Here is a 22834-nt window from a genome sequence, read left to right as displayed (position 1 = left end):
GGCGCGGTATCAGAGCGCGGTGATGGGACGGGTGCGCAGCAAGGCGCGTCCGGGAAGAGCGGTGGCGGCCAGGCAGAGCAGGGCAGTCGCTGCGCCGAGCGGAAGGGCGGTGGTGAGGGGAACATGTGGACCAGCGGAGGTCAGAGCGCGGGTGATCGGGGTGAGCGTCGCCCAGGCGATCGCGGCACCGGTCACCAGGCCGATCGCAGCGATCAGCAGTGCCTCCCAGCGCAGCATCGTGCGGACCTGACGGCGGGTGGTGCCGGCCAACCGCAGCAGGGCGATCTCGCGGCGGCGGTCCAGCACCGTCATCACCAGGGTGTTCGCGGCTGTCAGCGCCGCGAACCCGGCCAGCACACCTGCCATCACGTTGTTCACCCAGCCGTTCAGCTCGCGATCCTGGTCGGCCTGGGCCGCGTAGCCGTGGCGGTCCGTCACTGTCAGGCCCGCTGGTGCGAGTTCGGACAGTGTCTTCGTAATCGAGGCTCCGTCCGTGCCGGGGGCCTCGGTGACCAACAGCCGGGTCGCGTAGGGCGAATCGGTGTGCGCGGTGACCGCGGCCTTTGGGAGCAGCGCCTGCCCGAGGCCGAGTCCGCGGCGGTAGATCGCGACCACCATGGGCTCGACCCGGGTGCCGTCGCCGAGCCAGAACGCCGCCCGCTGGCCGACCTTCACCTTCAGGCTCTCGGCCAGCAGGCCGTCCAGCGCGACGGTGTCGGCGGACCGGGACAGGTCGGCCGGCGAACCCGACGTCACGCCAAGGTCCAGGACCTTCGCCAGCGCGGCCGGATCGCCGTCCACCGCCTCTGCGGTGGCCGCGCTGAGCGCGCCGGAGCTCTGGTACACCAGGCCGGTGGGCAGCAGGCCGACCGCGGCGTCCACGCCCGGCACCTTGGCCGCACGTTCCACGGCGTTCGCGGGCAGTCCAGCACCGGCGCCGGCGGTGACCACCCGATCCGCCTTCAGCCCCTCGCGGACCTGCTCGGAGGCGGCGTGCTGAAGGCTGGACTGCAGGAACACCAGAGTCCCGCAGAAGGCGATGACCATCACGATCGGGACGGTCGCCGAGGCCAGCCGCCGGGATCCGGCACGGGCGTTGTCGGCGGCCAGCGAGGCCGACGCCCCGGCAGCGCGCAGCAGCACACCCACCAGACCGACCGCGCCGCGCACCAGCCACGGACCGAGCAGCCCCACGGCGACCATGAAGCACAGCACCACACCCAGGGCCAGGTTCGCCGCCGTGGCACCCGCCAGGTTGGCCGCGACCACCGCCAGCGAGACCGCGCCCGCGGCGAACAGCGCACCGATCACCGCCCGAACCGCGCCAGGTGCACCCGGCCCGTTGTCGGCCTCGCCGAGTGCCTGGGTCGGCCGCATCCGGGCACTGTGCCGGGCCGCGAGCAGACCGGCCGCCAGTGCCGTCCCCGTGCAGACCGCGACCGAGACGAGCAGGGGCAGCGGGCCGACATCGAGCGACACCCCAGTGGGCACCGCACCGCGAGCGACCAGTTCACCGAACCACCAGCGGGCCAGTGCCAGCCCGGGCAGGATGCCGATCGCGGCGGCGACCGGGGCGATCAGCACCGCCTCGGTGGCGATCGAACGCCGAATCTGACGTGGCGTCGCCCCGACCGTCCGCAGCAGCGCGAACTCACGGGCCCGCTGGCCGGTCGCCAGCGTGATGGTGCTCGCCAGCACGAACACGGCGACGGTGACAGCCGTCCCGCCGAAGGAGCCGCCGATGCCGGCCAGCACCTCCCTCGCCTCGAGCAGCACCGGCTGTTCCACCTCGCCACGCTGCTGACCAGTCGTCACCTGCGCCTTGCCGTCCAGCGCCTGGCGCAGCGCGCCGGCCAGCGCGGCCGGGGCGGTGCCCTGCGCGGGGCGGACGGCAAGGGAGTCGATCCGGCCCGGGTGGCCGGAGATCCGATCGGCCGTACTGTCCGCGAACCAGGCGGTGGCCCGGCCGGGCTGCGCTTCGGCGAGGCCGGAGACCCGGTAGGACGCGGTGCCGACGGGCGTGTCGACGGTCAGGTCCGCTCCGGGCGAGAGGTGGGCGGCGCGGGCACTCGCGGCGTCCAGCACCAGTTCGCCGTCGGCCGGGGCGCGGCCCTCGGTGAGCCGCTCGCCCCGGGCGATGCCCAGCGCGGCCCAGCCGCGACCGGTGAGCGCCGGCAGGCCGGATCGGCCGGCCGACACCGGGAACGCGGAGTCGGGCCGGGCCTGTTCGACGCCCGGCACAGCGGCCACGACAGCCGTCAGGGAGGCGTCCAGCCGGGCCCGTTCGGGGAGGGTGTGGGCGATCGTGTCGGGCTCCTTGCCGCGCACGACCGACACCTTCACCTGCTGGTCGGCAGACACCAGGATCGGTGCGTCCGCGTACCGGTCGGGCTTGATGCTCGCGGTGAGCCCGGTCTGCAGCAGCACGCCGCACGCGGTCACGATCGCCGAGGCGAACAGCAGCGCCAGGAAGGTACCCGCGAACGAGGCGGGCCGGAAACGTACGGCGGCGCGGGCCAGTCCGTTGGTCATGCGGTCAACTCCGGGGCGTGGCAGAAGAGGAGGGCGGAGGGGCGGGTCGCGAGGCCGGCGCGGGCCGGTCCGTCGGGCCCGCGGTCGCCTCCGGGGCATGGGCAGGGACGGCGGGGGCTCATGCGCGGGTGCCGACGGGCTGGGCGGAGAGGGTGAGCATGTGGTCGGAGACTGTGCGTGGGTCGGGATGATGGAGCTCGCCCGCGAGGAGTCCGCCCGCCAGGAAGACCGCGCGGTCGGCGAAGGACGCGGCGACCGGGTCGTGCGTGACCAGCACCACTGTCGCGCCGAGGCCGTCCACCGCGTTGCGCAGCAGGCCGAGGACTTCGTGTGCGCTGTGCGTGTCGAGCGCGCCAGTGGGCTCGTCGGCGAAGATCACGTCGGGCCGGGTGATCAGCGCCCGGGCCAGGGCGACGCGCTGCTGCTGGCCACCGGAGAGCTGGCCGGGCCGACGGGCGGCGTGCTCGCGCAGGCCGACCCGGGCGAGCAGCTCGTGGGCCCGGGCCTTGTCCGGCCGGCCACCGGCCAGACGTTGCGGGAGCAGCACGTTCTGAAGGACCGTCAGCGAGGGCAGGAGGTTGAACGCCTGAAAAACGAAGCCGATCCGGCTGCGCCGGAGCTTGGTCAGCGCGTCCTCCCCGAGCGAGCTGATCGGATGCCCGGCCAGCAGCACCTGCCCCGCATCGGGCCGGTCGAGGCCGGCGGCGCACTGCAGGAAGGTGCTCTTGCCGGAGCCGGACGGGCCCATCACGGCCGTGAAACTGCCTGCGGGGAGCGTCAGGTCGATCCCGCCGAGGGCGTGAACCGCTCCCGCACCGCGACCGTAGATCCGGCGCACGCCGCGCAGTTCGACCGCCGGCTGCCCGTTGGTGGGCCGTCCGTCCGTCAGCCGTCCACCGGAGGGCCGTCCATCCATGGGCAGGCCGGGCGCAGCCGCGGACGCTGCGGAGCCGGGCCAGGGCGACCCGGGCGCGGCGGCAGCGTCGGAAGCGGCAGGATGGGCGGGCCGGCCGGGCTGGGAACGGCGCAGGCGGGGCGACATGGTGAAGCCTTCCTCGGAGGGTGACGCCCCGGCGGACCTCCCTTCGGGGCATCACCAACGCTAGGAAATCCGCAGGTCACCCACCATGAAGGGGGCACGAGACTTCAAGGTGGGGTTATCCCCACCACCGTTCACCTGCCAACCCCCGACACAGCCATGGGTTTGAGACAGCTTCAGGAGGACGGTCCGCGATCGGCTCAGCTCGGGTTGGCCGCCCGCACCGGGACCCGGTTGGTGGCGGCCAGCACCTCGCCCTGCGGCAGTACCCCGAGGGCTCGCCGCAGCTCGCCCACCTCCGGGTCGGCCATCGACACCGTGACGGTGTACGGCGCCGGGCCGGTGATGGTGTTGCCGCCGTCGGTGCGCAGTGCCAGTCCGGTGGCGAGGGCCTGCGCGCCGACGCCCGGGCAGAGTGCCGCCGCCGGCAGCACGACGTGCGCGACCGCGCCGTGGTCGGAGATCAGCCACCCCCGGCCGTCGGAAGTGTACGGCGCGCCCTCGACCGTCGCGGGCAGCCCATACGCGCCGGCCACCAGCCCGTCCGGCCCCTCGATCTCCACCGCCACGCCCTCCGGGCCGAGCGGACCCGACAGCGCCATCGGCGTCGCGGAGCCCGAGCTGAGCCGCAGGTCGAAGGTGAACTCGCCGGGCCGGTCGGTGTCGAGACCACGGAAGCCCTGAGCGGCCAGCAGCAGCGCCGGACCTGACAACCCGTCGAGGCTGAGCGAGACGGGCGCGGTCGAGAAACGGTGGTAGCCGCGCGTCCCGCACCGACTACCGGCGGACACCCCGCCGCCGGGCAGCGCACGGTCCTCCGAGGGCGACGGCCTGCCCGGCCCGCCTGCCGCGCGGGCCAGTTGCGGCGTGTGGGCCCGCTGCGGTTCGAACAGCACCCCGCCCACCGCCAGCAGGACGATCAGTAGCCCGAGCACCACCGTCCACCGCTCACCCCGGCTGAGCGACCGGAACCGATGCAGCCGCCCGAATCGTCCGGTGCGGTATGGAGGTTGGGCCCGGCCCGCCCACCCGAACCACCGCCTGCGGCGGGGCGGCCGCGACCCGCCCGGCGACCAGCGACGGCCGCCCGGATCGACCGGCGGCTCGTGGCGCCAACGCTCGGCCAGCATCCGGGCCCGCGCGGACGGCTCGCGCACGGTGGCGGATCGGACGAACTCCTCGTCCAGGACCAGACCTTCGAACGGGTCGGGCGGTTCGATGGCATCGGACGGGCGATGGTCGGACATTGCGCCAGTATGCCTGCCGCCGGCGACAGTGCGGGGCCGTGTTTTCGATCTTCTCCGCACCACGGCCGGGGCTCGTTGCTCGGGGTGTTCGGTCGTGAGGAGAGGCGGCGGGGAGTCGCACTCGGAGGCCTTCATGGTGGCGCCGGTCGGGGACTGCGGATGGTCGTGCATCCAGACTTTGGCGAGGGCGACCGGCGGTTCCATGAGGTGGTTGCCTGAGGTTTGGTAGTTGTTATGTACCCGGGCGATGAGGCTTGGGCGGTCGAGGGTGTTGTTGGTCCGGGGGGAATTGTCCGACATGTGGATTGATTCACCGGCGAGTTGGTCAATACCTGCATGGCATTGGCTCAGAAGTCAGGGCGAACACGTAGAACTCGTAACGCGATTACTGTGTCTGTCGGGTGAGGCGTCGCCAGCAGATGAGTCCGCAGGCGAGTGAGACGAAGGCGTTGTGGAGATCGAGGCGTCGTTGTCAGTGGGCGGCGAGGCGCTTGAACTGGCGGAGTTGGGTGAATGCCTGCTCGATGGTGTGGCGGGGCATGTCGAGGCCGGTTATGTAGGGCTTGCCGCGGTGGGGGGAGGACCGGCAGGATCTGGCGTTTGCGCGGTTCCCGGCGGTTGGGGTTGCTGTCGTAGCCCTTGTTTCTGAGCAGGGCGCTGGGGCATGTGTGCGCGGGTGGGTAACCCGGCTGGCCACGGGGGGCGTCGGGGAGTGTCCGGGTGACGTCGTTGACGTTGGTGGCGGTGGTGATCACGTGGAAGGGGATGCCTCTGCCGTCGCTGATCAGGTGGTGTGCTTGCTGCCGGTCTTGGGCCGGTCGACCGGTGACGGGCCCGTCGCCGCGCCCCTTTTACGCGCGGACGTGGGAGGTGTTCACGCAGGCGCTCGTCCGGTCGATCGGGTCGGCCGCGTTCAGCTCGGCCGGGAGTAATGCGGTTCAGGGCCTGGCGTCCTGCTGGCGGGCCGAGTCGCCGCCAGCAGGTCCGGGCGGAGCCGAATCCCAGCTGCGATGGCAGTTGCGGCCAGGTGGTGCCGGTGTGCAGCACGAAGAGGATGCCCTGCAGGGACAGGGGGTTGTCCACCGGGTGCGGGCCCGGTGATTGCTCGGGCCAGGCCGGGAGCAGCGGCCCGATCGGGGTGCGCAGCTCTTCATGCTCACACCCTCACGAACGGACGAATCGTCACATCGGCCACGCCCATCAGCAACGATCAGCAAGATTGTGTGACGAGCTCGTAGCGCCGTGAGGGCCGCAGGTGGACAAGGCCCCTGCTCCCAAATCACGCTGAGCTAAGGACCGGTGGTCAGCCTGACACTGCGTGACCGGCTGGGCGAATCGTGCTTGGTGAGGCTATGGAACTACGGCACCGGAGGACATGTCGTACAGGTACCTCCGCGAGCTGCGGCGAACGCCGATATCACGGCGGCAGGATCGCCGACTGGAATCTCGTGCGCCAACCCGTCGCGGGATAGACGCGCTTGTTGTCCACCCGGGGCGCCGCAGCCTCGACCGGTAGTGCTGGCTTGGGGTTTGCGTGGTCGTTGTGGACCACCGGCCGCCGAACCACCACATCCTGAACCTGGGCGCGCTCGGCCGGGAAGATGCCGACCTCGGCCGCTGGACGAGTAGTTCTGGAGTCGGCCGGGTTTGCCGGTTCTGCTCCGGATGTGCGGGAGGGTGCCCAGCATCGGGATTGTGACGATCTGCGAGCTGGACACCCTCCTGACTGCACTCTACGTGCGGATCGATGATCATCTGCGCCGAATGCGCATACTGGGCCGCCCTCTGCGGCTGACGAACTGCGAAGTGGTCTGGCTGGCCGTGGCCCAGGTGCTGTCGGCGTACATGTGAATGTGCCCAACCACGCACGAGTGAACGTGCCCAGTTCCTGAGGTGCGGAGAGTCCTCGTTCGGCAGTCTGCTGCTTGGCCGGTTCGGATGGCGGAGGGCGGCTGACGATGTCTTGGATCCGCATCGATGGTTGGAACTCCGGCGGTTCCACGGTCTGTTCGAGTCCGGGGCGATGAGCCTGTCGGAGATCTCGAAGGAGACCGGGCCGAATCGCCGCACGGTCCGCAAGTACCTTTCCGCGCAGGGGCCGGTCGGGCCGCCCCGCCAGATGTCGAACGGGCAGGCCCGCAAGCGGGTGGTGGACGAGGTCGCGCCGTTGATCGACGCGATGCTGCGGTCCGAGATCCTGATCAAGGGGACGGTGGTCCACGAGCGGCTGGCCAGCGAGTACGGGTTCACGGGCAACAACCAGCGCGTGAAGATCTCGCTGCAGGAGGCCAGGCCGCGGATCGCCGAGGAGCTCGGCATCAGCCCGGGTGAGCTGGCCGGCCTGCACCGCCGGTTCGAGGTGGTCCCCGGTGCCCAGGCCCAGGTCGGCTGGGGCGACGAGGGTACATCGCCCCGGGTGAGGCTGTCCCGCTCCACCCCGAGGCGGTGGCCTTCGCCGGCCACTACGACCTCGACATCGACGTGCTCGCAGCCTACCGGCCGCAGGGCAAGGGCCGGGTCGAGCGGCAGGTCGCCATCGTCCGTGATCACGTCCTGGCCGGCTGGGCGTTCTCCTCGATCGAGGAGCTCGACGCCGCGTTCTCGGCCTGGGTGCCACTGCGGCGATCCCGCGTCCACGGCACACCCGGCGAGGTCATCGGCCATCGTGCGGTCCGCGATCACGTGGCCCTGCGGCCCACTGCCGAGAACGCCCTACGTCGTCACGCAGCGGCACCTGCGGCATGTCGGCAAGGACTGCCTGGTCGCCTTCGACGCCAACCTCTACTCGGTGCCTGCCCGCAGGGTCCGCGCCCGTCAGCTGGTCGAGATCAGGGCCAGGAAGTCTCAGGTGATGCTCCACGCCACTGTCCCCGACGCGAACGGCAACATACTGCTGGCCGTCCATCGTCGGGCGCTGGGCCGCGGCGCTCGCGTCGTCCACGAACGCCACTGGGACGGTCTTCTTCCGAAGGGCGACACCCGCCGCGTCGCCACGGGGGACCTTCTTCCCCAGCCCCGACGCGATCGTTCCGTGGCCGAGGAGACCAGTCCGCTGCAGGCCCTGTTGAGTCAGGCCGCCGCCGCCCACGTCGAGGTCGGCCGCAGGCCGCTGTCGGTCTATGACGAGCTGACCGGAACCCGTCCCGTTACCACCAAGTCCGCGACGAGGGAGTTCCGTTGAGCCAGCTGGTCAGCACCCGCATCCGCACCACGGCCGCCAAGCTCGGCCTGCCCCACCTTGCCGAGGGCATGAACCAGTACGCCCAGCGGGCCGATGAGGCGAGGATGGGCTATCTCGAGTTCGTTGACCTGGTCCTGGCGGAGGAGCTCGCCGTTCGGGATGACCGCCGCTTCCGCCAGAACCTGCGGCTGTCGAAGCAGCCACACCACAAGACGCTCGACGATTACGACTTCTCGTTCCAGCCCGAGCTCGACCCCCGCAAGATCAAGGACCTCGCCACCCTCTCCTTCGTCGAGGCCAAGGCCAATGCCGCCCTGCTCGGGCCGCCCGGGGTCGGCAAGACCCACCTTGCCGTCGCTCCGGCGGTCGCCGTCTGCCGGGCGGCCTTCTCGATCTACTTCACCAGCCTTGACGACATGGTCAGACACTTCAAGGCAACGGAGGCCGCGGGACGGCTGACCAGCAAGCTCCGCACCTACCTGCGGCCGAGCGTTCTCGTGGTGGACGAGGTCGGCGACCAGCCTCTCGACCGTGCCGAGGCGAACCTGGTCTTCCAGGTGATCTCCAAGCGCTATGAGAAGGGCTCGATCATCCTGACCTAGAACAAGACCTCCAGCGAGTGGGGTCAGGTCTTCGGCGATGAGGTCCTCGCAACCGCCGTCCTCGACCGGCTCCTCCACCACTGCGAAGGGGTCTCCATCAACGGACCCAGCTACCGGCTGAAGAACCGGCTCGCCGCCATCGAACGCGACACCGAGGCGGCCTGACCCGCACGCGAATCCCTCGCGCTGGAAGAACGGCGTCAACTGTCCGAGTCGGTTCATACGATCACCGGGTGACCGATGACGAGATCATTGAAGCCTGCCGGAGGATCGCCCGGGAACGGCAGGCGCCTCCGCCGGCCCCGCCGGAGGCCGTTGCCGAGGCGGAACGTGTCATCGGGTTCGCCTTCCCACGCTTCTCCGGCGTCTCTACACGGAGGTGTCCAACGGCGGCTTCGGCCCCATCGACGGGGTCCCGCCAGTCGATGTGGGGTCGTGGCAGGAGCACATCGCAGTGCCCTATGAGAACGGGCCGGATCCCAGCGGGCGCATTCCTGCAGGTGTCGTGCCGCTCTACGACTGGGGCTGCACGATGTGGTCGATGATCGACTTCCGCGACCCGGACGGCGCGATGTGGTCCAACGCAGACGGTGGCTGTTGGCCGCAGGGGATCTCCTTCGCCCAATGGCTGGTCGCCGCGATGGACGGAGAGTTGCGCTTCGCCTGGCCGGACGGGGTGCCCGCGGAGAGCGAATGGCACCGACCGAACACACCGGCTGGCCAGCGGGAGACCTAGCAACAGCCGCTATCAAGCCTCCATCTCGCTAGTAAAGCCAACGGACGGACCGCCGCGGCGAGCCGGTACGTAGTGCTCGGCCGGCTCGGCACGCGCCCGCTCGGCACCGGCGGGTCCGGAGCGCCGACCGGGCTGAGGCCGGGCAGATCACGGAGTTCGCCGACCGGCTGGCCGCCGCGGCCGGACACACTGCCGAATGCCGGTGTCCTGGACGTCGGGTGGCTCCTCGACGAGGCCTTCTACGACGAGGTGAAGGGCAGCGCCGACGTGGACCTGAAGATCTGAATCGGCTGACCGGTTGAGGTCTTCTGCACGGGCACCGCGCCTCGACGCCCGACTTCCCCTGGCCGAGCTCCATCAAGGCGGCCCTCCTGGCCGGGGCGGGGCGGGCCCTGGCCGTGTACAGCCTGGCCTTGCCGCGTGGGAGCACTCACTCGGCCCCGGCGGTCGGCCCCTCGGCGAACCGGCCTCGGCCGGCCTTCGGTCGGTGCCCTTACGCGGGTCGGAACTCGGTGACCAGCTGATGGAAGGCGTCCGGGCGCGTCAGGTTGACGAAGTGGTCGGCGCCGGGAACGTCGATCCGCCGGGTGCCCGACACACCGTGCGAGATCCGCAGCGCGCAGCGTCGGGTGAAGTCCGTGTCGTGCTCGCCAACCACGACCGTAGTCGGCGCCTGGACGAGGCCCAGATGTTCGATCCCCGGCCGGGCCTCGGGCAGCGGCTCGGCGGGCCACCCGGCGAAGAAGCCGGGCGAATCGGCGTACATCTCCTGGATGCGGGCGCGCTGTTCTGGCGTGGTCCTGGGGGACCAGACATTCAGGTCGTGGCTGGCCGCGGCGGCGAAGTCGCCCCGGTCGACGGCGTGTTGGCGAGGGGTGAGGGCGTACAGGAGTGCGGCCAGGGCGGCCTGGTCCTGCGGATCGGGGTCCGGAAGGTACATGGCGGTGCCGACCAGGATCAGGCCGGACACCCGGTCGGGGTGTGCCACGGCGAAGTCGAGGGCCTTGCGGCCCCCGTCGGACGATCCGACCAGCACCGGGCGCGCGACGTCCAGCGCGTCGAGGACGGCGAGCAGGTCGCGCGTGAAGGACCACGGACGCACCGGTTTCGCGGAGCGCGTGCCGGTGCCGCGATCGTCGTACCTGGTCACCCGGTGCCCGGCGGCGAGGGCGCCGAGGTTGGAGTCCCACATCCGAAGGTCCATGGCCCCGGCGTTCAGCAGGACCAGGTCAGACCCGGCACCCGCCTGCGTGGCGAAGATCTTTCCGCCGTCGGAGGTCTCGACGAATCTGTCGACCGATCGAACCATTGACCTGTCTTCCTCTCCTCGGGTGCGGACCGCGGCTTGGGGTGAGGGGTGTTCGCCGGGGTCTTCCCACATGCGGACACTGTTCGAAGTATCAGAAGTGTGACATGTGAGGTTGCACTGACGAAATGCCAGCTGCCAAGGCGGACCAGTACCGGTCTCGCCCTCGACAGTCCAACGTCACCCTGACAGGCCGAAGTCAGTAAGCACGTTCATCTGTACCTGGCTGAGCACTTCAACAAGTACGCGGACAGGTGCTGCTCGGGTTCCGCTCCGAGGCCCGCTGGGTTTGCTTCGCCCATGCCCATTTGCGGGGCATGTTCCCCGGTCTGCCCGGGCGGCCCGCCTGCAGCAAGCATCTGCGAGCCGCCCGGCCACCGTTGCAGCGGGCCGTCCGCGATCTGGCGAGGGCGGGCGACCTGTGGGCCGAGCCGGTGTGGATCACCGACTCCACGCCGGTGGAATGCGGCCGCTCCCGCGACATCGTGCGCCGCTCGGCACTGGCCGGGTGGGCCGGTTGCGGCCCCGCTCGCGCTCCCGCTGGTTCTGGGCCGTGGTGCGGTTGTGCCAGACGCCGTACTGGTCGAGGAGGCGGTCGAGGTTCGGCGGAGACATGGCCCTTGTCGGCGAGGATCTGCAGGCCGGGCCGTTCGCGGACGAGGTCGGGTTCGGTCTCGATCAACGCGGCCAGCACCTCGCGTTCGTCGATTCGGGCAGCCCGGCCGGGGTGCAGACCAGATGGAGTTTCAGGCCCCAGAAGCAGCGGGAGTGGGAGCGGCTGTAGCCGTGGCGGGTCAGTTCGGAGTTCGTCAGCTGCGGAGGGCGGCGCAGTATGCGCATTCGGCGCAGATGATCATCGGTCCGTGCGTAGAGTGCGGTCAGGAGGGTGTCCGGCTCGCAGATCGTCACAATCCCGGTGCTGGACACCCTCCCGCATGTCCGGAGCAGAACCGGCCGACCCGACTGGCTTCGGGACTACTTGTCCAGCCGCGTTGATCGGGACGGAGCTCGAGCTTGCGCGCGAGCGGCCCGGCCTGCTGGGCCTCGCCGGCAGGGCTGCGTCTCGGCCGAACTCGACCGGTACGGCATCCGGCTGGTGCGGCCGTCCTGTCGGACCAGCGCTCCGTGACCGGGAGGTACCTGCTGAAGTCGTGTTGTGCATGGTGCGACGAGCGTGGGTGCCGTGTGGTGGTGGAGGGTCAGAGTTCGAGTACCGGGCGGGTGGAGAAGTCTTCGTACATGTCTTCGCCGTCCGGTCCGTGGACGAACTCGGCGTAGAACGGGTTGCGGTTGGCGGTGGCCAGGGGCAGCCATCCGAGGAGGTGGCCGTAGCCGCCGCAGGCTGACTCGCCGCCGTCGCCGCCGTGTACGGCGGTGGTGTCGCTGGTGAGCTCGGTGCGGTAGGTGTCGTGGGCCATGCGGAGGCCGAGGGCGTTCGGGTGGTGCTGGGGGCCGGTGTGGTCGTCGTAGGGGATCCGGTCGAGGGGGCATTCGTTGCCCCATCGGAAGAGGGTGTTCGCGCCGGCTCCGCAGGCGTGTTCCCATTCGTCGGAGGTCGGCATTCGCAGGCCGCGGGCTGCGAGTACGGCGGGCATGTCGGCGGGTGGCTCGGTCAGGTTCTCGTCCTTCACCGCCATGAGCACCGTCGCCAGGGTGACGTGCCGGCGCGGGCTGAGCAGATGGGCGAGGTGGGCTCGGAGGTCCGGGCCGTACCCGAAACCCTGCTCCAGGCTCTCCTGGTAGTCGGCGGCCTGTTCGGACGTCGGTTGCCAGGTGTCGAGGTCGAATCCGAGCCTCACTGTGCCGCCCGGCACCAGGGCGAATTCCTGTGCGTTCCGGTCGATCAGGACGCGGTGCATCCGGGTGCCGAGGTGTTCGACGGTTTCGACGGCAGTCACGCGGCCGCCCGCCAGTTCAGCTGCCTGTTGTGCGATTCGGCGGGCGATCGTGAGGTCGAAGGACTGCCACTGGTCGAAGGTGAGGTCGGCGAGGGACATGCGCTGCAGTCTTGCACGGGAGCCGGACAGGGCCCTCCACCAGGGAAAGTTTGAAGGTTGGGGTGTCCGGCGGTCGCAGTGCGGTGAGACCGTTCCGGTGGGCTGTCGAGGCAGCTATGGCCGGGCGGCGCCACCTGCGAGAGGAACGTGCCTCGCCGTGTTCGGTGGCCCCGCGCGCAACCCGCTGGTGCCAACGACGCTGCCCCGCACCGCTCCCACCGTCCCCGCCGGCACGGAAAGGAGCTGGAGTCTCCCCGACTTCGAAATCGTCCGGGAGCCGTTGGCGGGGTCGATCAGCCGATCGGTGGTGCGAGGTACTCCAGGGCGTAGCCGTGGCCGGAGGGGGTGACGCGGGCGATGCCGGGTGAGTCGAGGTGAGCGCCGGCCACGAAGTGGTGGGGGTGGGGCAGTTGGTCGAGGAGGGCTGCTCGTGCGGCGCGGGCCTGGGGCTGGTCGCCGTCGAACTCCCAGGAGACGTTCGGCCGGTCGAACTGGAGGGTGGGGACGTGGACGGTGTCGCCCCAGACCAGAAGGTGGCCGCTGCTGCTCCTGATGTCGTAGACGGTGTGACCGGGTGTGTGGCCGGGGGTCGGGACCGCGGTGGTCCAGTCGTTGACCGCGACCTTCTCCGACACGGGTACGACCCGGTCGCGGATCGGTTCGAGTCGCCCCGTGAACACCGAGGTGTCGCCCGCGCCGATCCACACGCGTTCGAGTTCGGGGAACGCCTCCGAACCGTCCGGTGCGATCAGGCCGCTGACGTGGTCCTCGTGCTTGTGGGTGATGGCCACATCGGTGACGCGCGCGCGGTCGATTCCCGCTTCGTCGAGCGCGTCGTGGATCAGCCCCATGGTGGGGTCGTGCCAGACGTTGGACGCGCCGGTGTCGGCGAGGACCGACCGGGCGCCGTCGGTGACGAAGAAGGCGTTGACCGACAGCCGAAGGTTGCCACCGGCCAGCGGGACGGCGGCCGGCAGCACGTCGAGCGGGCGGCCGTCCTCGTCGCGGAGCCGGGTCGGTGGCATGTCGATGTACCCGTCCCGCAGCGAGGTCACCTGCAGGTTGCCGAATTCGAACGTGGCGTGGTGCCGGGCGATGCTGTCCAAGGTCGAACGCGGTGAGAAGAGTCCGACGATCGGCGTCGCGTCCAGGATCGCCCACGCGCTCGATGCGTCGCTGTCGGATCTGGTCGGTGCGCCTGCCGGCGCCGCGTCCGGTGTGGCCATTGTCATGCGGAAGGATGATCGTCCGATTTTCCGTGACCCGGAGACCGGCTTCGAGCGGCACATCGTGTCAGCGGCCCCGGGCGCGGGGGGATCCGAGATGGTCGTTCACCACCTGCCCGCGCAGGTCTCCACCGTGCTGATGCCCGCGTATCCGCCCGGTACGGAGAAGCAACTCGTGGTGCTCGCAGGTACCGTCACCGTTGCGATCGGCGGAATCACCGAGACCCTCAACGCGGGCGACTCCCTGTTCTTCCAGGCCGACGCGGAGCACGGTTTCGCCAACTCGACGAACGCTCCCTGCGAATACCTGATGGTCATTTCGCACAGAACCTGATCGGCGGCAGGGGGTGGGCCGAGAGGTGTCGGCTTCGGGTTGTTCTGTGGGTCGGTGTCGGGGGTTACTGGGAGCAGGTGTTGCTCGAGGTGGTGGGGCCGGGAGCCGTGCATGGGGGCGGTGATCGATCCCGGGGACGGTCCCCGAGCGTCGTTGCCCGAACTGCCGGGGTCGCGGGTCGCTTTGGGCGTTGGCCGGGCCCGCGCCGGAACGGGTTCGGGTCACGGGATTGAAGCGGGGGACCAGTGAGTGGCTGGTGTGAGGTCGAGAATGACCATCTTGTCGGTCCGGCAGCTGTCCAGGTTCGGGTTGTGCCAGGACTCGCCCGTGCGGATCTGGGATCGCAGGTCGGTTCGCCATTGGCGGCTCCCGGCTGATGCGTCGCCAACTCGCGTGCTCTGCGTGTCAGTGCCCCGTGATTGACTCGCTTGCCGGAAGGCCCCCGTACGTTCAGGACTCCCGCTTGCCGTGGCCTGCCACGGCTCCCGATGGACAAGGAAGGCGCGATGAAGCTTCTTCTCACCTCCGGCGGCGTCAGCAACCGGAGCATTCGCGACGCGCTGGTCGATCTGCTGGGCAAACCCATCGCGGAGTCCACCGCGCTGTGTATTCCCACCGCGATGTACGGCATGCCCGGGACGGCCGTCGGGGCGTGGCGGCAGATCGCCGGGCAATCGTCCACCCCCTTGGTCGAGTTGGGGTGGAAAACCGTGGGGATGCTGGAGCTGACCGCGCTGCCCAGCATCGACGAGGAGAACTGGGTCCCCATGGTCCGGGAGGTCGACGCGCTGCTGGTGTGCGGGGGCGACGTTTTGTACCTGCACCACTGGATGCGTGCATCCGGCCTGGCGGATCTGTTCCCCACGCTGAGCGAGACGGTCTACGTGGGACTGAGCGCCGGCAGCATGGTGATGGCCCCGCACGTCGGGGAGGAGTTCGTCGGCTGGAAGCCGGCTGCGGGCGGCGACAGTGCGCTGGGCCTGGTCGGATTCTCGATCTTCCCACACCTGGACAACGTGATGTGCCCGGAGAACTCCATGGCCGACGCCGAGAAGTGGGCCGCGCGCGTGCCGGTGCCGGGGTACGCGATCGACGACCGGACGGCCATCACGGTGGTGGACGGTGTCGTCGAGGTCGTTTCCGAGGGGAGTTGGAGGCTGTTCGATCGCTAGGTTCTGTCCGGCGGGTCATGGCCGGAGCCAGAGACGGATCGCTGCGAGGGTGACTGTGCCGTGGAAGACGTAGGCCCGCTTGTCGTAGCGGGTCGCGACGGCGCGGAAGGTCTTCAGTCGATTGATCGTGCGCTCGACCTCGTTGCGGCGTTTGTAGGCCTCCGTGTCGAACGCGGGTGGGCGGCCGCCCCTGCTGCCGCGACGGCGGCGGTTGGCCTGCTGGCCCGGGGCTCCGGGATGGTGTGCTTGATCTGACGTCTGCGCAGGTAGCAGCGGTTGCGGCGGGAGCTGTAGGCCTTGTCGCCGCCCACCCGGTCGGGCCGCGTGCGCGGGTGCCCGCCGCCCCGTCGCGGGACGTGGATGTGCTCCATGACCGGTATGAGCTGCGGGGTCAGGGAGCGAAGTACCAGCAGTACAGGTCGAGATGCTCCTCCGTGCGACCGTTGGCCAGGGCTGCCACACGTTCGAGGAGGTCTGCCGCGTTGGCTGGGGAGATCTCGTCGTCCGGTTCGGAGGTCGCCTCGGCCCACGCACGAGCTGCGGCTCGGAGCCGGGCTCTTCCCGCAGTGGCCAGAGCCCTGCATAGCGGCTCGGGGATGGCGAAGACGGTGAATCCGTCGTTGGCCATGGGCACCACGTCTCGCAGGGTGCTCCTGGTGCCAGTCAGCTGGGCTTCCCACCGCAGAACCGCGTCATCGGGGTAGATGCCGTCGCACGGTACAGCCGGGAAGTCGTGACTGCGGCGTGGGCCCACCCGCAGGGCGGACTCGTCGTCTTTTGCAAGGAAGAACTCACCTACGCGCACCATCCGCCGATCTTCGCAGTCCCAGAGGCCGCTCATCCGAGCGGCCGGCCTGTAACGGCCACCAGTGACGGCGAGGCGTCCGGCTCTCCGGATCGGTCAAGATCGCTTGTCCACCGGTCAAGGTCACCTGTCAGAGGACATCTGCCGTCAGTACTTGCGGCGGCAGGGTATCCGGCATGCGATCCGGAGAAGGCCGACAGTCACGCCGCTCGTCTGCGCCGGGGATCAGGAGGCGGACGGCCACCGGGTTTCGACGAGGACCGGTACAGGGAGCGCAACACTGTCGAGGGGGCCATCAACAGGCTGAAGAACTCCCTGGCCGTCGCGACCTGCTACGACAAGCGCGGCTACGTCTTCCTCGGCATCGTCACTGCGGCCGCCCTGGTCATCTGGCTGCGATTATGAGGCCCTGTCACAGGGCGAAGGGCCGGTACTCCAGAGCCTGATCGACGACCTCGGCAGCTGTCAGCTCCCGGCCCGTGGGCCAGAAGATCAAGTCGCTTACATAGCCGGTCGGACAGCCGAGGGCCCTGCCCAACGCCGTCAGTACGCCGTACGCCTCGGCATCGTCGGCGTAGTCCGCATCCATGATCTTCTGCACCAGCGCAACGGCCTTTGCGCGAGCCATCACCGTCACAGCTACCCCTTCCGGAAGAGGGCCAGCCTGGACAGTCACGTGATCGGCCGGACAGCTCCTACAGGAGTTGGGAGTTGTGCGGCCGGTCATTGGTCGGTGCGTACGGTCGGCGGTGGTTGTCTGCGCGGTCCCGCAATGCGTTCGTCGTGGACCTCGGGCCGTGTCTCGGCCAGGCCGACGAGGGGCTGCCGCTCATCCTGGTTGGCGCGGTCCGCCGGGCTTCCGTGCTCGACCTGAACACGAGTGGCCGGTCCGGGATCACTGACCGGATCCCCGTGCTTGCGCAGGTGTTTGTGGAGGGCCCGGGAAGGAGCAGGCCTCGTTTGTCGGGGTCATGGGCGGACGTGTCTGTGGTCGAGTGACGGGCCGGGGAATCCGGGTGGGGGCCGTGGTGTGCTCGAAGGTTGGTGTGGCCTGGAGTGGGATCGGCGGGCAGGTGCACTCGCGGCAACAACGGCTCTGCCGGCGCCCGCTGCGCGTCAGCCGGTGGCATATCGGACCGGTGGACCGTGCAGGCCGGGACGCTGGGGCGGGGAGGCGTCGGCGGGGTGGGCCAGTAGGTGCTGCAGTACTCGATCGGCGGTGGTGATCTCGTTGCGGGGTGGGTGGCGGGTATGGCGGCGGCTGCGGTCCTGTCGGCCGGATCGGGGGTCGGCAACGGGCGTCCTCGGTCAGCTTTCAGAAGCTCTGCGTGGTCATGAGGCCGGAGCTTGGCAGGCTGGTCCGGCGCCGGTGGGGGGGGAGAGGGGAGGTTCGGCCGTGCTGGGTCGGGCGGTTGAGGAGTCAGTAGAGTCGGCTGACCACGGACGTCGGCGTGCCGGGAGGGACCCGGGCCGTTGGGCGTTCAGGAGGGTGTTCGCGATGCCGCAGATTTTGATTGACCACTCGCCGGGCCTGGACTTCGATGCGACGGCGTTTGCGAAGGAGGTTCACCAGCTGATTCCCGAGGTGATCGACACGGCCACCGCCGATTGCAAGACGCTGGTGCGGCCGGCGGTTTCGCATCTGGTCGGTGACGGGGCGTTGGGGGAGGCGGTGGTGCTGGTGGAGATCAAGATCCTGGCCGGGCGCAGTGCCGAGGTGCGCAGTGAGTTGTCCGTGCGGGTCACTGATCTGCTGCGGTCGTACGTCCGGGTGCCGGCCGCGTTCGGTGTCGAGGTGAGTGAACTGGACCGGGAGGCCTACGTGTTCGTTCATCACGCCGGGCACTGAGGCCGGTCGGGGAGGCGGGGGCGAAATTCGTTTGTCGGGGTGTGCCGGGCGGATCGACACTGAGGCCATGCTCGGATTCGTCAGGACCGACAACGAAGCCCTCGTCTCGTACTTGGGCGACCCGCAGCGTGCCGTGGCGGCGTACTGGGAGCTGCTGCGACGCAAGGACGCTGGCGTGGGTGCTATTCGGACCGGGCTGTCCCATGAGAGCGCGGCTGTCCGGGAGGGCTGCTGCCGGCTTCTGGACCACCTGGTCGACACCGAGTCCATGGGGCAGCTGATCGCCATGGCCGACGATCCCGACGCCCAGGTCAGGATCGCCGCGTTTCACGCCCTTGCGTGCGACCGGTGCAAGGACGACGCATGCGCACCGGGTGCGGACCAGGTCCTCGAGCCCGCGTTGCGGCATCTGGCCTCCGATCCCGACCCGCGAGTCCGGGCGCGGGCAGCCGAGCTCGTCGGCAAGTTCGCCCGTAGCGATGCCAGGGCCCTCGCAGCCCTGCAGACGTCCCACGGGCAGGACCCGAGCCCGGCCGTCCGGAAGAAGGCGGGCTGGTTCATCCCCGGCGGGGCCATCTATGAACGGACCGGTCCCCGCGTGCCCAGATAGCGCGGCGGTCGGCCGAACGTTGGGGTGGGCTCAGGTGGGGAGCTGCCATTCGATCAGGCGGCCGGGGCGCTTTGGCGGGCGGCGAACCGGCTGTCGTTCTGCGGGAGTTGGCCGATCAGGCAGGTGGATGCCGTGGTCAGCCGTTTTGTGGCGGGCAGGGTGGGGCCGCCGGTCAGTGGTTCGGGGACGGCCACGAAGTAGCAGCGGAGAAGTAGCAGCAGAGTCTGTTCCGGTCCTCCACCGGTCGGGCTCCCGTCTGCGGCGGTGCCGGTCCCTGGCGGGCAGTTGATCGTATGTGCCCGGGCGGGGTGGTGCGTGGGAGCCCGCCCGGTGAGGCGGGTCGGGGTTACCGGGCGGGGGCGGGGTGGGCCAGCCGGAGGAAGAGGGGTGGGAGGGCCAGTTCGATGGCGGCCAGGGCGATTTGGAACCAGTGCGGCCAGCCGTGTACGGCGAGGGAGAGGAGTCGTCCGAGGGCGCCCAGGAGCAGGATTCCGGACAGCCATTGGACGGTGGTGGTGCGGATCGGCGACTGGCGGGCGGCCCGGAGCCAGGCGACGCCGTAGCCGGCGAAGATCGCGCCGAAGAAGCGGCCGAGGCTGTCGATGGTCGGGCCAGCCGAACTCTCGCCGGGGATCGCGGAGTTGCCGAGCAGGACGTGGAGGAGCCCGATCGCCACGCAGCTGAAGCCCATGGTGAGCATGAGCGCGCGTAGTGCCTTGGCCTTGGTCATGACAGCGTCAACCCCCTGTTAGTAGACACGCGTCAACCAGAGTCATCAGGCTACGCGCCGCTAGTGGACGCGTGTCAAGTAGCATGGCCGGATGCCTCCTCGCCAGCGCCTCAGCCCCGCCGAACGCCGCGCCCAACTCCTGGCCGTCGCTGCGCAGTTCTTCGCCGCGCACGCGTACGACGAGGTGCTGATGGAGGACATCGCCGAGCGCGCCGGGGTCTCCCGGGCGCTGCTCTATCGGCACTTCCCTAGCAAGCGGGACCTGTTCGCCGCCCTCTACCGGCAGGTCGCCGAGCAGCTGCTCGCCAAGACCCGGTTCGACCCCGCGGACTCCCTGGTCGAGCAGCTCGCCGAGGGGCTGGACGCGCACATCGAGTACTTCGCGGAGAACCGCAACACCGTGCTGGCGGCGAACCGGGTGCTGGCCGGCGACCGGCTGGTCCAGACGATCATCGCCGACGAGCTCGACGCGCTGCGGGAGCGCCTGTTGAGCGCGCTCCCGCCCGCCGGGGACCGGAGCCGGGAGGCCGTGTCGGGCGTGCTGAAGAGCTGGCTGGTGTTTGTTCAGGTGCTGTGCGTGGACTGGTTGATCGCGCCGAACTGCACCCGCGCCGAGCTGCGCGACGTCTGCATCGGTGCGGTCCTGGGCGCGATCAGGCCGCTGCTCGACGAGGACCCCGCGCCGGACTGGCCGCGCTGAGCGGACGGTTGGGGCGGGGCGTGCGTGCTTCAGGAGGAGTCGTTGCGGGTCCTGGAGAGCCTTGGCCTCGGTCTGCTGGAGGAGCGGGTGCCCCGCACTGGTTGACGGCGGGGACGGTCCGGGCGGCCTCGTCGCCGGGCGCAACTCCACGCGGCGGGCAGGGTGGGCGGCCGTGTGATTCGGAGCCGGCCCGGCCGATCGGCGAACTGTCCGTCCGCAGCGAGGAGTTCGGCACCGTGCGGGGCGGCCGTGACGTGCGCGTGGTCCGGGCGGGCGTCAGACGTTTCCGGCGCCCGGTGGTCGGCGAACCGGAACGTGGCCGCGAGGGAATGGGGGTGCCGGAGGGGTTCGGTGCGGTGGTCTGCGGCGCGCCTGCGGACGGTGCCGCCGCGGACGCGCTCACCCTGCTTGCCGGTTGGGTTGCCCTGGGCCCGGCCGGGGGTGGGGCCGGGGTCTGGTGACGCAGGTCACGTTCGGGTGCTGTCAGCAATCGGTGCGCCGTCCCGTTCAGAGGGCACGTGAACCAGACAGGAGCACCCTCATGAGGCACCGCATCGTCGTCCTCGGCGCCGGCTACGCCGGAGCCTTCGCCGCCGGAAACCTGGCCCGCCGGCTGAACGCCGAGGACATCGAGATCACCGTCGTCAACGCCGCCCCAGACTTCGTCGAGCGGATGCGGCTGCACCAGCTCGCGAGCGGCCACCAGGTCGGATTCCGCCCGCTCGCCGACATGTTCGCGGGTACCGGGGTGCGGGTGCGGGTGGCCCGCGTCACCGGGCTCGACCCCGAGCGCCGGACCGTGGCCGTCAGCGGTGCGGACGGGGACGCCGAACTCGCCTACGACACCCTGCTGTTCACGCTCGGCAGCGCGGTGGACCGGCACGGCGTCCCCGGTGTGGCCGAGTACGCGTTCGACGTGACCGGCCTGCCCTCGGCGCTGCGGCTGCGCGACCGGCTGGCCGCGCTGGGCGCCGGCGGCACCGTACTGGTGGTGGGGGAGGGGCTGACCGGCATCGAGACCGCCGCCGAGATCGCCGAGGCCCGCCCCGACCTGGCGGTCGCGCTCGCCGCCCGCGGCGAACTCGGCGCCTGGCTCTCCCCGAAGGCCGGCCGTCACCTGCGGGCGTCCTTCGCCCGGCTCGGCATCACCGTCCACGAGCACACCGGCATCGAAGCCGTCGAGCCCGGCCGGGCGATCGCCGCCGACGGGCGCGCCCTGCCCGCCGAAGTGACGGTCTGGACAGCAGGGTTCGCCGTGAACCCGCTGGCGGCCCTGAGCGGCCTGGAGCTCGCCGCGGACGGCCGGATCCTGGTCGACGGCACCATGCGCTCCGTCTCGCACCCGGACGTCTACGTCGCCGGGGACTGCGCCCATGCGACCGGAGTGAACGGCCGCCCGCTGCCGATGTCCTGCGCCTCGGCCGGCCTCACCGCCGGCCAGGCCACCGCCGCGATCGTCGCGCGCCTGACGGGCCGCGAAGCCACGGTCTCCGGACTGAAGTACTTCGGCAACCACATCAGCCTCGGGCAGCGGGACGCGCTCGTACAGATGGTGGACGGCGCCGAACGCTCCAAGTCCTGGTTCCTGGGCGGCCGGACCGCCGTGCGGTTCAAGGCGAGCGTCCTCAAGGCCTCCGCGTGGACCATCGCGCACCCGACCTACGGCCTGCCCAGGCGCAAGCACCACCTGACGGCCGTCCCCGCGCGGACACCCGGCCAGAACGCCGGCCAGAACCCCGCGCAGGGCCCGGTGCGGAGCGCCGCCTAAGTTGTCGCACATGGACAGCGCCGCCATCGACCGCTTCGAGGCCAGCCGGAGCCGGCTGGCCTCGCTCGCTTACCGTCTGCTCGGTTCGGCCGGCGACGCCGAGGACGCCGTGCAGGACGCCTTCCTGCGCTGGCAGGCCGCCGACCGCGACCGGATCGAGGTGCCCGAGGCGTGGCTGACCAAGGTCGTCACCAACCTCTGCCTCGACCAACTCCGTTCGGCCCACGCCCGGTACGAGCGGGCCGTCGGCGACCTGCTCCCCGAACCGCTGCTCCAGGGCGACCCGATGCTCGGCCCCGCCGAAACCGTCGAGCAGCGTGAGTCGGTGTCGCTGGCCGTGCTGACCGTCATGCAGCGCCTCGCGCCCGTCGAACGCGCCGCGTACGTGCTGCGCGAGGCGTTCTCGTACCCGCACGCCGAGATCGCCGGGATCCTCGACATCAGCGAGTCCGCCAGCCAGCAGCACGTCCACCGGGCCCGCCGCCGGGTCGCCGCCGAACGCCCCGGCGGCGGCCGCGCGGCCGACCCGGCGTCCGCGCGGCGGGTGGTGGAGGAGTTCCTGACCGCCGCCACCTCCGGGCGGGTCGACCAGCTGGTGGCGATGCTCACCGCCGACGCCACCATGGTCTCGGACGGCGCCGGGCTGGCCAAGCGACTGCTGCGGTTCACCACGCGGGAGCAGATCGCCGCCACCGTGCGGGCCGGCTTCCGTCCCACCCCCGCCAAGCGGCGGCTGGCCGGCGGCTCCGTCGCGCTGCACCTCACGGACGTCAACGGCACCCCGGCCGTGGCCGCCGTGGTCGACGGCCGGGTGGCGGGTGTCGTGGTGTTCGAGCTCCGCGACGGCCAGGTCGCGTCGCTGTGCGGCATCGGCGCCGCGGACCGGCTGACGCGTCTCAACACGGTCTGGGGGCAGCACGAACCGGGGGCGCCGCTGGTCGCGGAGTGGTGACGGTCGGTCACCTGGTAGGTCACATGCGGTCGGCTTGACCTTGACCCG

22 protein-coding genes and 4 pseudogenes are annotated in these 22834 nt (G+C 70.6%); 15 read left to right on the top strand and 11 right to left on the bottom strand.

Annotated features, from left to right (window positions below; translation table 11 throughout):
• Positions 1–9: 9 nt before the first annotated feature.
• From ACFV18_RS02985 to ACFV18_RS02970, 4 genes are all read right to left on the bottom strand, one after another.
• Positions 10–2532 carry an FtsX-like permease family protein gene (locus tag ACFV18_RS02985; RefSeq protein WP_380478557.1) on the bottom strand — a complete coding sequence of 841 codons (2523 nt, stop codon included), beginning with the start codon at positions 2530–2532 and terminating at the stop codon, positions 10–12.
• Between the two features lie 118 nt (positions 2533–2650).
• The gene (locus tag ACFV18_RS02980; protein WP_380478556.1) at positions 2651–3448 is read right to left on the bottom strand and encodes an ABC transporter ATP-binding protein; all 798 of its coding nucleotides are present in this window, start codon (positions 3446–3448) and stop codon (positions 2651–2653) included.
• A 323-nt stretch (positions 3449–3771) separates the two neighbouring features.
• Complete coding sequence (locus ACFV18_RS02975) at positions 3772–4818, bottom strand: hypothetical protein (RefSeq protein WP_380478555.1); 1047 nt, start codon at positions 4816–4818, stop codon at positions 3772–3774.
• 552 nt (positions 4819–5370) lie between these two features.
• Entirely contained in the window at positions 5371–5943 is a 573-nt protein-coding gene (locus ACFV18_RS02970) for a transposase (RefSeq protein WP_380479237.1), read from the bottom strand.
• Positions 5944–6513: 570 nt separating this feature from the next.
• Here ACFV18_RS02970 and ACFV18_RS02965 point away from each other — a divergent pair.
• The 5 genes and pseudogenes from ACFV18_RS02965 to ACFV18_RS02945 all read left to right on the top strand — a co-directional run bounded on the left by ACFV18_RS02965 (position 6514) and on the right by ACFV18_RS02945 (position 9622).
• Entirely contained in the window at positions 6514–6669 is a 156-nt protein-coding gene (locus ACFV18_RS02965; protein ID WP_380478553.1) for a hypothetical protein, read from the top strand.
• A gap of 172 nt (positions 6670–6841) precedes the next feature.
• Positions 6842–7999, top strand: a pseudogene (locus ACFV18_RS02960) (IS21 family transposase).
• Positions 7996–8766 (top strand): annotated as a pseudogene (gene istB / locus ACFV18_RS02955) (IS21-like element helper ATPase IstB). The pseudogenes ACFV18_RS02960 and istB overlap by 4 nt, the downstream one beginning before the upstream one ends.
• A 289-nt stretch (positions 8767–9055) precedes the next feature.
• Positions 9056–9337 carry a hypothetical protein gene (locus ACFV18_RS02950; protein ID WP_380478551.1) on the top strand — a complete coding sequence of 94 codons (282 nt, stop codon included), beginning with the start codon at positions 9056–9058 and terminating at the stop codon, positions 9335–9337.
• Between the two features lie 72 nt (positions 9338–9409).
• Positions 9410–9622: a hypothetical protein gene (locus ACFV18_RS02945; RefSeq protein WP_380478550.1), complete on the top strand. Its 213-nt coding sequence runs from the start codon at positions 9410–9412 to the stop codon at positions 9620–9622.
• A 208-nt stretch (positions 9623–9830) separates the two neighbouring features.
• Here ACFV18_RS02945 and ACFV18_RS02940 read toward each other — a convergent pair whose 3' ends face one another.
• Positions 9831–10646, bottom strand: coding sequence for an alpha/beta fold hydrolase (locus ACFV18_RS02940; protein ID WP_380478548.1), 816 nt, complete (start codon positions 10644–10646; stop codon positions 9831–9833).
• 610 nt (positions 10647–11256) lie between these two features.
• On the opposite strand from ACFV18_RS02940, the gene ACFV18_RS02935 reads away from it, so the two are divergent.
• Positions 11257–11427 carry a hypothetical protein gene (locus ACFV18_RS02935; protein ID WP_380478546.1) on the top strand — a complete coding sequence of 57 codons (171 nt, stop codon included), beginning with the start codon at positions 11257–11259 and terminating at the stop codon, positions 11425–11427.
• Between the two features lie 415 nt (positions 11428–11842).
• On the opposite strand, the gene ACFV18_RS02930 is transcribed toward ACFV18_RS02935, so the two are convergent.
• Both ACFV18_RS02930 and ACFV18_RS02925 read right to left on the bottom strand, forming a co-directional pair.
• Entirely contained in the window at positions 11843–12640 is a 798-nt protein-coding gene (locus ACFV18_RS02930; protein WP_380478544.1) for a hypothetical protein, read from the bottom strand.
• Between the two features lie 293 nt (positions 12641–12933).
• Positions 12934–13746 (bottom strand): MBL fold metallo-hydrolase, encoded by an 813-nt coding sequence (locus tag ACFV18_RS02925; RefSeq protein ID WP_380478543.1) that lies wholly within the window; start codon positions 13744–13746, stop codon positions 12934–12936.
• On the opposite strand from ACFV18_RS02925, the gene ACFV18_RS02920 reads away from it, so the two are divergent.
• Both ACFV18_RS02920 and ACFV18_RS02915 read left to right on the top strand, forming a co-directional pair.
• Entirely contained in the window at positions 13736–14200 is a 465-nt protein-coding gene (locus ACFV18_RS02920) for a helix-turn-helix domain-containing protein (protein WP_380478541.1), read from the top strand. The genes ACFV18_RS02925 and ACFV18_RS02920 overlap by 11 nt on opposite strands.
• A gap of 506 nt (positions 14201–14706) precedes the next feature.
• Positions 14707–15372 (top strand): Type 1 glutamine amidotransferase-like domain-containing protein, encoded by a 666-nt coding sequence (locus ACFV18_RS02915; RefSeq protein WP_380479234.1) that lies wholly within the window; start codon positions 14707–14709, stop codon positions 15370–15372.
• A 15-nt stretch (positions 15373–15387) separates the two neighbouring features.
• Here the strand turns inward: ACFV18_RS02915 and ACFV18_RS02910 are convergent.
• Positions 15388–15761: pseudogene (locus ACFV18_RS02910) on the bottom strand (transposase); the annotation flags it as partial.
• 561 nt (positions 15762–16322) lie between these two features.
• Between ACFV18_RS02910 and ACFV18_RS02905 the strand changes: the two are divergent.
• Positions 16323–16582, top strand: a pseudogene (locus ACFV18_RS02905) (IS5/IS1182 family transposase); the annotation flags it as partial.
• A gap of 7 nt (positions 16583–16589) precedes the next feature.
• On the opposite strand, the gene ACFV18_RS02900 reads toward ACFV18_RS02905, so the two are convergent.
• The gene (locus ACFV18_RS02900) at positions 16590–16805 is read right to left on the bottom strand and encodes an e9imm peptide (protein WP_380478539.1); all 216 of its coding nucleotides are present in this window, start codon (positions 16803–16805) and stop codon (positions 16590–16592) included.
• 870 nt (positions 16806–17675) lie between these two features.
• On the opposite strand from ACFV18_RS02900, the gene ACFV18_RS02895 reads away from it, so the two are divergent.
• Together ACFV18_RS02895 and ACFV18_RS02890 are read left to right on the top strand one after the other, a co-directional pair.
• Complete coding sequence (locus ACFV18_RS02895) at positions 17676–18026, top strand: 5-carboxymethyl-2-hydroxymuconate Delta-isomerase (protein ID WP_380478537.1); 351 nt, start codon at positions 17676–17678, stop codon at positions 18024–18026.
• Positions 18027–18093: 67 nt separating this feature from the next.
• Positions 18094–18636, top strand: coding sequence for a HEAT repeat domain-containing protein (locus tag ACFV18_RS02890; protein WP_380478535.1), 543 nt, complete (start codon positions 18094–18096; stop codon positions 18634–18636).
• A gap of 53 nt (positions 18637–18689) precedes the next feature.
• Here ACFV18_RS02890 and ACFV18_RS02885 read toward each other — a convergent pair whose 3' ends face one another.
• Complete coding sequence (locus tag ACFV18_RS02885; protein ID WP_380478533.1) at positions 18690–18830, bottom strand: hypothetical protein; 141 nt, start codon at positions 18828–18830, stop codon at positions 18690–18692.
• 152 nt (positions 18831–18982) lie between these two features.
• A complete protein-coding gene (locus ACFV18_RS02880; RefSeq protein ID WP_380478531.1) occupies positions 18983–19366 on the bottom strand; it encodes a DUF4345 domain-containing protein in 384 nt (127 codons plus the stop codon).
• A 91-nt stretch (positions 19367–19457) separates the two neighbouring features.
• On the opposite strand from ACFV18_RS02880, the gene ACFV18_RS02875 reads away from it, so the two are divergent.
• The 4 genes from ACFV18_RS02875 to ACFV18_RS02860 all read left to right on the top strand — a co-directional run bounded on the left by ACFV18_RS02875 (position 19458) and on the right by ACFV18_RS02860 (position 22786).
• A complete protein-coding gene (locus tag ACFV18_RS02875) occupies positions 19458–20066 on the top strand; it encodes a TetR/AcrR family transcriptional regulator (RefSeq protein WP_380478529.1) in 609 nt (202 codons plus the stop codon).
• A gap of 20 nt (positions 20067–20086) precedes the next feature.
• Complete coding sequence (locus ACFV18_RS02870) at positions 20087–20527, top strand: hypothetical protein (protein WP_380478528.1); 441 nt, start codon at positions 20087–20089, stop codon at positions 20525–20527.
• Between the two features lie 80 nt (positions 20528–20607).
• Positions 20608–21834: an NAD(P)/FAD-dependent oxidoreductase gene (locus ACFV18_RS02865; RefSeq protein WP_380478526.1), complete on the top strand. Its 1227-nt coding sequence runs from the start codon at positions 20608–20610 to the stop codon at positions 21832–21834.
• Between the two features lie 10 nt (positions 21835–21844).
• Positions 21845–22786, top strand: coding sequence for a sigma-70 family RNA polymerase sigma factor (locus ACFV18_RS02860; protein WP_380478525.1), 942 nt, complete (start codon positions 21845–21847; stop codon positions 22784–22786).
• The last annotated feature ends 48 nt before the right edge of the window (positions 22787–22834 follow it).

Origin of the sequence: Kitasatospora sp. NPDC059673 (genome assembly GCF_042734215.1) — a bacterium.
Taxonomy (GTDB): domain Bacteria; phylum Actinomycetota; class Actinomycetes; order Streptomycetales; family Streptomycetaceae; genus Kitasatospora.
The sequence above is the reverse complement of the archived record's forward strand: the minus strand, read 5'-3'. Positions and strand labels throughout refer to the sequence as shown.